Annotated in this window: 3 protein-coding genes; 2 read left to right on the plus strand and 1 reads right to left on the minus strand. The window is 64.1% G+C overall.

What is annotated here, in order from left to right:
* On the plus strand, positions 1–587 hold a 587-nt coding region (locus RMN84_RS06595; RefSeq protein ID WP_309611391.1), incomplete at its 5' end, for an SRPBCC family protein.
* Entirely contained in the window at positions 584–1,678 is a 1,095-nt protein-coding gene (locus tag RMN84_RS06600; protein ID WP_309611392.1) for an alcohol dehydrogenase family protein, read from the plus strand. The genes RMN84_RS06595 and RMN84_RS06600, both read left to right, overlap by 4 nt.
* A 7-nt stretch (positions 1,679–1,685) precedes the next feature.
* On the opposite strand, the gene RMN84_RS06605 is transcribed toward RMN84_RS06600, so the two are convergent.
* A partial coding sequence (locus tag RMN84_RS06605; RefSeq protein ID WP_309611393.1) for a formyltetrahydrofolate deformylase occupies positions 1,686–2,210 on the minus strand: 525 nt, incomplete at its 5' end.

A 2,210-nucleotide genomic window follows, 5' to 3' on the forward strand; every position in this document is an offset into this window, starting at 1 on the left:
GCCTGGTCGCGGTGGGCGCGGGGCCGAGTTCCGGGCCGCCCGATGCGATCGCCGCTTTCACTCCCAAACTGAGGGCGTGGGAAGCAGGTGCTGCCGCGATCGGACGTCCGATCGGCACCATCGACGAGCCACCCGAGACCAGTCATTTGCGCTTGCTCATGCAGCGGATGAACAAGGAGGGCGGCCGGTCCGAGACACAGGATGGATCGCCCCCCGCGCCGCTGATGGGCAAGCGGACCAGCCCCGACGGCGGGCGAATGCATTTGAGCTTCAGCCCGTTCAGCCAGATCATCGCCGACGATTATTTCGCGGTGCTGATCTGCTTCACGCCGCGGGGATCGATGCAATCGGACGTCGAAATGATCTGGCTGGTCGACGGAAAGGCCGGCGACTCCGATATCGATGTCGAAAAGATGGTCTGGGGATGGGACCGGACGACACTTCAGGACAAGCGGATTACCGAGGATAACCAAGCCGGGATCATGTCCTCGCGCTATCGGCCGGGGCGCTATTCGGAGCAAGAGCGCAGTGTGATCAATTTTCAGAAATGGTATCTCAACCAGTTCGGGCTGGACCGAGCGGATTGAGCGCGATCGCCATTTTGCCGGAGCGCATGCGCGCGGTGCTGCTGACCGGCAACGGCGGGTTCGACAAGCTTGATTATCGCGATGACGTGCCGGTGCCTCGACCTGGCCCGGGCGAAGTCCTGATTCGCGTCGCGGCGGCGGGGGTCAACAATACCGACATCAACACCCGCGCCGCCTGGTATTCGAAGAGTGTCGCCTCCGCGACCGACGCCGGCGGGGCTGTGGGGTTCGTCGAAGCCCGATCCGAGGATAGCGGGTGGACCGGCGCCGTTCCGCATTTTCCGCGCATCCAGGGGGCCGACGCCTGTGGGCGAATTGTCGCCGTCGGCGAGGGCGTGCCGGCGAGCCGGATCGGATCGCGCGTGATTGTCGAACCAGTCTTCCGTGCCGAAGGTGCGCCGATCGATAGCGCGATCTATTTCGGATCGGAGCGCGATGGCGCTTTCGCCGAATTCACCGTTACCCCTTCGCGCCACGCCCATGCGGTCGATTGCGAATGGAGCGACGGCGAGCTCGCGTCGATCCCCTGCGCTTATTCGGCGGCCGAGAACATGCTCACGCGGGCGGGGCTGGTGGAGGGCGAAACTGTCCTCATTACAGGCGCATCGGGTGGCGTCGGTAGCGCGGCGGTGCAACTCGCCAAACGGCGCGGAGCGCGGGTGATTGCGGTGGTCGGGGCCGACAAGGCGGGCGCCATTCGCGCGATCGGCGCACAGCAAACGATCAATCGAAGCGACGATTTATTGACTGAGTTAGAACCGGAAAGCGTAGACGTCGTGATCGATGTCGTCGGGGGGTCCCAGTTCGACGGACTGCTTCAGCTGCTGAAGCGGGGCGGGCGCTATGCCGTCGCCGGGGCGATAGCCGGTCCAATCGTGTCGCTCGACCTGCGCACGCTCTACCTGAAGGATCTGCGGTTGCTGGGCTGCACGGTGATTGAACCGAGCGTATTTCCAAATCTGGTTTCGTACATCGAACGAGGCGAGATCAGGCCCTTGGTCGCGGCGACCTATCCGCTCGCCGACATCGTCGTCGCGCAGACCGCGTTTCTTGCGAAGACGCACATCGGCAAGATCGTGCTGCTGTGCTGATTTTTCTCTAATCGCGGAACACTACGGTGCGAGTGCCATTGAGGAGCACGCGCCCGCTCAAGTGAAGCGCGACGGCGCGAGACAGCACCCGCCGCTCGATATCGCGGCCCTTGGCGACGAGGCCGTCGGGGGTGTCGGCATGGCTGATCCGCTCGACGTCCTGTTCGATGATCGGACCTTCGTCGAGTTCGCCGGTGACATAATGGGCAGTTGCGCCGATCAGCTTGACCCCGCGCTCATGCGCCTGATGATAGGGCTTGGCACCCTTGAAGCCGGGGAGGAAGCTGTGGTGGATGTTGATGCAGCGCCCGGCGAAGCTCGCCGCCAGTTCGTCGGACAGGACCTGCATGTAGCGAGCCAGGATCACCAGCTCGGCGCCTGTTTCGCGGAACAGGCGGGCGACCTCGGCTTCCTGCGCAGGCTTGGTGGCGGCGGTGACGGGGAGGTGGAACGGGATTCCGCGGAGGTCGAACTGGTCGAAAGCCTCGCGCGGATGGTTGGAGATGATCCCGGCGATGTCCATGTCGAGTTC

The organism is Sphingomonas sp., from assembly GCF_031380695.1.
GTDB lineage: Bacteria > Pseudomonadota > Alphaproteobacteria > Sphingomonadales > Sphingomonadaceae > Sphingomicrobium.